The sequence below is a fragment of the Aneurinibacillus aneurinilyticus ATCC 12856 genome (assembly GCF_000466385.1).
Lineage (GTDB): Bacteria > Bacillota > Bacilli > Aneurinibacillales > Aneurinibacillaceae > Aneurinibacillus > Aneurinibacillus aneurinilyticus.
Genome location: NZ_KE952745.1, coordinates 1 through 7856 on the forward strand (window position 1 = coordinate 1; position 7856 = coordinate 7856).

A 7856-nucleotide genomic window follows, 5' to 3' on the forward strand; every position below is an offset into this window, starting at 1 on the left:
TGGATCATACTGGATAATCAACACCCTTGATATTACTATTTTAAGTAAAAATTAGAATGAAATGTTGAAAGTGAGGAGTTTTCTTTGCTATCCGATATTAACTCCCCTCAAGACCTGAAAAATTTAAATGTATCCCAATTGAATACATTGGCGAAAGAAATCCGCGAATTTTTAATTGAAAATCTTTCGGTAACAGGGGGACACCTGGCGCCTAATCTGGGCGTGGTAGAATTAACGCTTGCACTTCACTATATTTTCGACAGCCCAAAGGATAAGCTTATCTGGGATGTTGGCCATCAGGCTTATGTGCATAAGATGCTAACAGGACGTATGGAACGTTTTCATACGCTACGTCAGTACAAAGGGTTGTGTGGATATCCGAAGTGCAGCGAGAGCGAGCATGATGTCTGGGAGACTGGCCATAGCAGTACCTCTTTGTCCGCGGCGATGGGTATGGCGATCGCCCGTGACCTGAAGGGGGAGCGCAGTAAAGTTGTAGCTATTATCGGTGACGGCGCTTTGACCGGGGGAATGGCTTTTGAGGCGATGAACCATATGGGGCATGAGAAGCGTGATGTAACAGTTATTCTAAATGATAACGAAATGTCAATTGCACCGAACGTAGGAGCCCTACATAATTATCTCGGTAAGCTACGCACGAACGACGGATATAAACGGGTGAAAGAAGAGGTCGAGTCCTTGCTGAAGAAAGTGCCGGCTGTTGGCGGAACAATGGCCAAGCTGGCAGAACGCTTGAAGGACGGACTAAAATATTTAATGGTATCGGGCATTTTGTTTGAAGAGCTAGGCTTTACGTATCTTGGACCAGTGGATGGACATGATCTGCCGACGCTGATGGAGGCGCTGCGCCAGGCCGCTTATACGAAAGGGCCGGTGCTTGTCCACGTTATTACCAAAAAAGGAAAGGGCTATACCCCTGCGGAAGCCGATTCTGATGTGTTTCATGGTGTAGGCACGTATAAAATCGAGAGCGGAGAAGTGTTGAAAACAGAAGGGCCGCCGAGCTATACAAGCATTTTCGCGCGGACGATCGAAAAGCTGGCGGAAACCGATCAGCGCATTGTAGCTATCACTGCCGCAATGCCTGGAGGGACAGGTTTGAGCCGATTTGCATCGAAATATCCGGAACGCTTCTTTGATGTCGGGATTGCTGAGCAGCATGCGACGACGATGGCTGCAGGCATTGCCACTCAGGGATTGAAGCCTGTGTTTGCCGTGTACTCCACATTTTTGCAACGGGGTTATGACCAATTAGTACATGACGTATGCCGTCAAAATTTAAATGTTCTATTTGCAATTGATCGGGCAGGCCTTGTTGGTGCTGATGGAGAAACGCACCAGGGAGTATTCGATATTGCTTATATGCGTAGCTTGCCTAATATGACGATAATGATGCCAAAGGACGAGAATGAGCTTCAACATATGCTGTATACAGCTCTACAGTATAATGACGGTCCGATTGCCGTTCGCTATCCGCGCGGCAATGGGGAGGGCGTCGAGCTGGATACGGAATATAAGCAACTGCCGATCGGAAAGGCAGAAATTCTTCGTCCAGGCTCTCATGTGGCCATCCTTGCCTTTGGCAACATGGTTCCTACTGCTCAGAAAGCGGCGGATACGCTTGCCATGGAAGGGATCACCCCGATGGTTGTCAATGTACGTTATGCCAAACCGCTCGATGAAGAGTTATTATTTACGCTAGCAAGGGACGGTTACACGGTCATTACGCTTGAAGAGGGTGCCGTGCAGGGGGGATTCGGAAGCGCGGTACTGGAATGCTATGCACAGGCTGGCTATCATGATATGGTCGTTGAGCTGATGGGTATTCCTGATTACTATGTGGAGCACGGCAGCGTGAAAGAGCAACGAGCCGAAGTGGGATTGACTCCCGAGAATGTGGCTCAGAAAGTACGTTCTCTGTGGCCGGCAAGGAGGCAACGGGCGTAACTGATGAATAAAAAAGAGAGAATAGACGTACGCCTGGTTCAGGAAGGTTTTTTTCCAAGCCGGGAAAAGGCAAGGGCTGCTATTATGGCAGGCCTTGTCTTTGTCGGACAGGAACGCTGTGACAAAGCAGGGATGAAGGTAGAGACGCATAAGCCGATTACAGTCAAAGGTCAAGTACATCCATACGTAAGTCGAGGTGGATTGAAGCTTGAGAAAGCGATTCAGACGTTTGGTATTGATTTAACGGACGCGGTCGTCATGGATATCGGTGCATCTACCGGCGGATTTACAGACTGTGCGCTGCAGCATGGCGCACGTCTCGTATATGCTATCGATGTCGGCTATGGACAACTGGACTGGTCCCTTCGCCAAAACGAAAGCGTAGTAGTAATGGAGCGGACGAACTTTCGCCATCTTAAGGTGGAAGAATGGAGTGGAGAGAAGGTTGGGTTTGCCACTATCGATGTTTCTTTTATTTCCCTGCGTCTGATATTACCTGTCCTTAAAGATTTTCTGAAGTCTGGAGCTAGGGTGCTGGCGCTTGTAAAACCGCAGTTCGAAGCAGGAAGAGAACAGGTCGGCAAGCATGGGGTTGTGCGTGATCCGAATGTGCACGAAGAGGTGCTGCGCATGATGACAAAATTCAGCGAAGAGCTCGGATTTATTGTTCGTGGACTTTCCTTTTCACCGATTACCGGCGGGGAGGGAAATATCGAATTTCTGCTGCATCTTGAATGGAGCAAAGACCCGGCAATATCTGTGCAGCTCGACCATGAAGCTGACATCGCCCGTGTTGTTCATGAGGCGCATGCTACATTTTAGGGAAGGGAAGAAGCAGGAGCTCTGAGGAGGCTTCCTGCTTTTTTTGTATTTTTATGCATAGTGTAAGGAAAGCATGTATAATAAGAAAGACAGGCAATATCACCCTAGCTAATCGAGGTGTTAGTCGTGACGGCGATAGGTATTGTAGCGAATGAACAGAAAACAAAAGCATGGTCTGTAGCCAAAGAATTGGTACGCTTATTGGAAGAAAAGAAAGTAGGCGTACATATAGATCATGTGGTGGCTTCTCATATCGGACGGCAGGAGCTGGCGCTTCCGATAGATAAATTTCATGAAGTAGTGGATATTATTTTCGTGCTGGGCGGAGATGGAACACTCATTGGACTAGCGAGGGAAATCGCACCATATCAGATTCCGATCTTGGGCATTAATCTGGGGAATTTAGGATTTCTTTCCGAATCTGAGCCTGAGGATTTACCGCATGCAGTCGATCGAATTTTAAGTGGAGAATATTGTGTAGAAGACAGAATGATGCTTCATACAGAAGTCATTCGTAAAAACAAACATATTCATGAGGCGGTAGCGTTGAATGATGTCGGCATTGCCAAGGGAAGCTTCGGACGGATGATTAAATGCAGCGTCTATGTGGATGATTTGTATGTGGCAACGTACAATGGCGATGGGCTTATTATTTCTACACCTACTGGATCCACAGCGTACTCCCTTTCCGCGGGTGGGCCTATCGTGGTGCCGTACATTAACGCCATTTTACTTACTCCGGTAGCCCCTCATTCATTGACAGCCCGTCCACTTGTGTTGCCGGCAAATGAAGAAATCCACGTTGTTATTGATGCGACACATAATGATCTCGGATTGACGATTGATGGTCAATTGGGTTATCCGCTGGAGGTTGACGATGAGATCGTTATCCGGCGTTCGCCTCACATTACATCGCTCATTAAATGGAAAGAGCGCAGCTTTTTTGAAGTAGTGCGTAAGAAACTGCAGGGGGAGAACGGATAAATGGAAGAAAATGAACGTATGGCTGGAGGAAAGAATATGAATAAGGGCCAACGACATATCAAAATTAGGGAAATCATTGCCCGCAATGATGTAGAAACGCAGGACGAACTGGTTGACTTACTGTGTGATGCTGGGTTTAACGTCACACAGGCCACCGTTTCGCGAGACATTAAGGAATTGCATCTGGTAAAGGTGCCAACTAATGACGGACGCTATAAGTATTCGCTTCCGGCTGATCAGCGTTTTAATCCACAGCATAAGCTGAAACGCACATTAATCGATAGCTTCGTAAGTATTGATCGGACCGATAACTTGCTTGTAATGAAGACAATGCCCGGAAATGCCAATGCGATTGGCGCGTTAATCGATAATCTGGAATGGCCAGAAATTCTAGGAACGATTTGCGGTGACGATACCATCCTGATCATATGCCGCGGCAAAGACAACGCGATCGATACGTCACAGCGATTTATTGATATGCTATAGGCGCATACGGGAGGGTTGGACATGCTGCTTGAGTTAACAATTCGTAATTTTGCCGTAATCAAGGAGGTCTCCGTTTCGTTTGGACGGGGCCTTACGATTTTAACGGGAGAAACGGGTGCGGGAAAATCAATCCTTATCGACGCTATCAGTTTGTTGCTTGGTGGACGTGGTTCCGCTGATTATGTCCGGTACGGATGTAAAAAAGCCGAAATCGAAGGATTGTTTGAGTTTGAAGCAAATGCACCGGCTTTATCCTTAATGGAAGAAATGGGGATCGAGGTTGAGGAAAGGACCATTATCATTCGACGGGAGCTGGCCAGTACAGGAAAAACCATATGCCGGATTAACGGACAAATGGTGACATTATCGATGCTACGAGAAATCGCGCCTTGGCTAATTAACATTCATGGACAACATGAGCATCAATCGCTCATGCAAGGTGACAGGCATATGGAATGGCTGGATTCATTTGGTGACGAAAAAATTACACCCACATTCCATGAATTCTCCAAGCTATACGGAATTTATCGTCGACTCGTCTCGGAGCTTGAATATATGTCAACCAACGAACGGGAAATGGTGCAGCGTATGGATATGCTTCGTTTTCAATTACAGGAGATTGTCGAGGCTAATTTGAGGCCATTGGAGGATGAGGAGCTAATTAAAGAACGCAAGAGGCTATCTGGTGGTGAAAAACTGGTGCATAGCCTTGAAGACGCATATCGCTCATTGATCGGAGAGCAGCGCGGTATCGATTGGGTCAGCAACGCTGTAAGTCATCTTGAAACGGTTCTTGAATATGATGAAGAGCTAAAAGAGACGCATCAGATGGTGGAAAGCGCCTTTTATCAATTAGAAGAAGCTGCACGGCTCGTGCGTGATTACCGTGATACAATCGAATTTGATCCAGAGAGACTTATGCAGATTGAAAGCCGTCTGGATGAAATTAATCGGCTGAAACGCAAGTACGGACTATCGGTTGATGAAATTCTTGAATATGCCGCTTCGATTGAAGACGAGCTTGACAGCATGGAGAACCGCGAGACCCGTATTGCAGAAATTCAGAAGAAGCTGAAGGAAGCGGCGCTTGACTTGGCGGTAGAAGCCAGGGAATTATCGCAAATACGTAAGCAAATCGCGACTGTACTGGCTCAGGCAATCGAACAGGAGCTAAAAGAACTTCACATGGGAAGGGCACGTTTTGAAATCGCAGTCAATCAGCAGGAGGACGAGCGTGGCCTTGAAGTGGATGGAACCCGGCTCCGTGTAACGGCAAACGGTATTGATACGGTAGAATTCCTTATTGCACCCAATCCGGGGGAGCCGTTGCGTTCAGTTAGTAAAATCGCTTCCGGTGGAGAGCTGTCTCGTATTATGCTGGCGATGAAGACCATTCTGGCTGATGCGGAAAACATTGATACGATGATTTTTGATGAGGTCGATACAGGCGTCAGCGGGCGTGCTGCACAGGCGATTGCTGAGAAATTGGTTCGTGTCTCGCGCAAACGTCAAGTGCTTTCCATTACGCATTTGCCGCAGGTAGCTAGCATGGCGGATACACATCTGCGGATTGAAAAGCACATGAACGAGAACGAAACAGAAACGAAAGTACAGGCGCTGCCATATGAGGAGCGTGTTGTGGAATTAGCCCGGATGCTCGGTGGAGCCCAGGTAACAGAGACGACGAAGAGTAATGCAAGGGAAATGCTTGATCAGGCTGAGGAGCTGAAGAACAGGACTAAAGGATAAGCAGGAAGAGATTGTTTCGGAACAAGGGTTATAAATGCGTCCCACTACGGCAACATTATTATTACAGATATATGGAGGTGTAGGTAGGGAACGTGTAGGAGCGTGATGACCCGTTGAACACCCGAAACAAGAAGAAGACAATCATTGGCTGTATCGTAATTGCACTCGCTCTTCTCACTTTCTCTTCGACCCCTTTTCAACAGTTTGCTTCATTTCCTGAGAAAATCCGCATGTTTCAGGGTTCGCTCGCTCAACTTTCCCTTACCATGCCTGTGACGGCAACGCTTACGTCCACAGACCCCGATGTTGTGCATGTCAGCTCGGCTGCAAGGTCTGAACAAGTGGATTTACGCAAGCCGCTTACCATCCAGCCGGGCAAGCCAGGTGGAGCGAAACTGATGGTCAAGCTCGGAAGCATCCCGGTTAAGACGGTAGATGTAGAGGTGTTGCCGGAGTTAAAAGTAATTCCAGGAGGGCAATCCATTGGCGTCCAACTGCATACGGCAGGCGTGCTTATTGTTGGACATCACCTTGTGGAGAGCCAGGGAAAGAAATTCTCGCCAGGTGAAGTCGCCGATATTAAAGTCGGGGATATGATTACCGGTATTGACGGCACACGTATTCGCAGCATGGATGAAGTGGGAAAGATAGTAGATGAAGCAGGGAAACGCGGAAAGACAGTAAAGCTTGAAATCGTGCGAGGCAAGCAAACGCTCGTCGTTGATCTCAAACCTGCTCTGGACGATAAAGACAAAAAGTATCGAATGGGGTTGTATATTCGTGATTCAGCTGCAGGCGTCGGTACACTAACATTCTTCGAGCCGGAAAGTCAGAAGTATGGAGCACTTGGACATGTAATTTCCGATATGGATACAGGAAAGCCGATCACTGTCGGTGAAGGGCATGTTGTACAATCGAGCGTGACATCGATTGAGCCTGGAAAAAGCGGTGCGCCGGGCGAAAAATATGCAACATTTCGCAATGAACGCGTCAAGTTGGGTACGATTGAAAAAAATACTCCATTCGGCATTTTCGGTAAAATGAATCAGCTTCCGGCTCAAGCGCTTGGAACGCAACCGATACCGATCGCTTTGGGAGAGCAAGTCAAACCAGGTCCTGCTGAGATTTATACGGTTGTAGACGATCAAAAGGTGGAAAAGTTTAAAATCGAGATTGTCAATGTCGTACCGCAGAAATATCCAGCTACTAAAGGCCTGATTCTTAAAGTAACCGATCCTGTTCTGCTGAAGAAAACTGGAGGAATTGTGCAGGGAATGAGCGGAAGTCCAATTATTCAGGACGGCAAGCTAGTAGGAGCGGTAACACACGTATTTGTTAATGATCCAACCAGTGGTTATGGCACATACATTGAGTGGATGCTCCAGGATGCTGGTATTGATCTTCGCAAACAAGCGGATGAAAAACGCAGGGCAAGTTAACTCCCTGCGTTTTTTTCTGTCTTTTCGTCGAATTGGCAAGAGATTGGTCGAAAAGTAATGTTTTCCATTTTGCAGGAGTTACACATTCTTCGTCGAATTACAAGTACGTAGGTCAGGTATATACTGATTTTTACACATAGGAGCCTTTTTGTCATAAGTGTAGTGTAAGAGAATTTACATTCCTATAACGAAAAAATATCAAGGGTGTTGATTATCCAGTATGATCCAGAGTAGATCGCCACCACACCGTGCCCCAAACGGGCGTCGGTTCGTCTCCCGCCCCGAAGCGTAGAGGACCGCTTTTTGCCCCAGCCAGGCGGGACCGCAAGGCCACTTTTTACCTCAGCCAGGCGGGATCGCAAAACATCTGGGTAACGCGAAGAGGGAGACAGTTGCTGTCCTTTTTCG

The 7856-nt window shown here is 47.4% G+C and carries 6 protein-coding genes; all 6 read left to right on the plus strand.

From position 1 onward, the window contains the following. Window positions 1-84: 84 nt before the first annotated feature. A complete protein-coding gene (gene dxs / locus HMPREF0083_RS07480; protein ID WP_021620585.1) occupies window positions 85-1968 on the plus strand; it encodes a 1-deoxy-D-xylulose-5-phosphate synthase in 1884 nt (627 codons plus the stop codon). Next, window positions 1969-2790, plus strand: coding sequence for a TlyA family RNA methyltransferase (locus HMPREF0083_RS07485; RefSeq protein ID WP_148315913.1), 822 nt, complete (start codon window positions 1969-1971; stop codon window positions 2788-2790). A gap of 126 nt (window positions 2791-2916) precedes the next feature. Further along, window positions 2917-3774, plus strand: coding sequence for an NAD(+)/NADH kinase (locus HMPREF0083_RS07490; protein ID WP_040301914.1), 858 nt, complete (start codon window positions 2917-2919; stop codon window positions 3772-3774). 36 nt (window positions 3775-3810) lie between these two features. Further along, window positions 3811-4260: a transcriptional regulator AhrC/ArgR gene (gene ahrC, locus HMPREF0083_RS07495; protein WP_040301916.1), complete on the plus strand. Its 450-nt coding sequence runs from the start codon at window positions 3811-3813 to the stop codon at window positions 4258-4260. A 21-nt stretch (window positions 4261-4281) separates the two neighbouring features. Beyond that, window positions 4282-6009 carry a DNA repair protein RecN gene (gene recN / locus HMPREF0083_RS07500; protein ID WP_021620589.1) on the plus strand — a complete coding sequence of 576 codons (1728 nt, stop codon included), beginning with the start codon at window positions 4282-4284 and terminating at the stop codon, window positions 6007-6009. A gap of 113 nt (window positions 6010-6122) precedes the next feature. Further along, window positions 6123-7448 carry a SpoIVB peptidase gene (gene spoIVB, locus HMPREF0083_RS07505; RefSeq protein ID WP_021620590.1) on the plus strand — a complete coding sequence of 442 codons (1326 nt, stop codon included), beginning with the start codon at window positions 6123-6125 and terminating at the stop codon, window positions 7446-7448. Window positions 7449-7856: the final 408 nt, after the last annotated feature.

Excerpts from the sequence above, each read along its gene's own strand:
- ahrC (WP_040301916.1), top strand. The coding sequence starts at position 3,811 with ATGAATAAGGGCCAACGACATATCAAAATTAGGGAAATCATTGCCCGC.
- recN (WP_021620589.1), top strand. The coding sequence starts at position 4,282 with ATGCTGCTTGAGTTAACAATTCGTAATTTTGCCGTAATCAAGGAGGTC.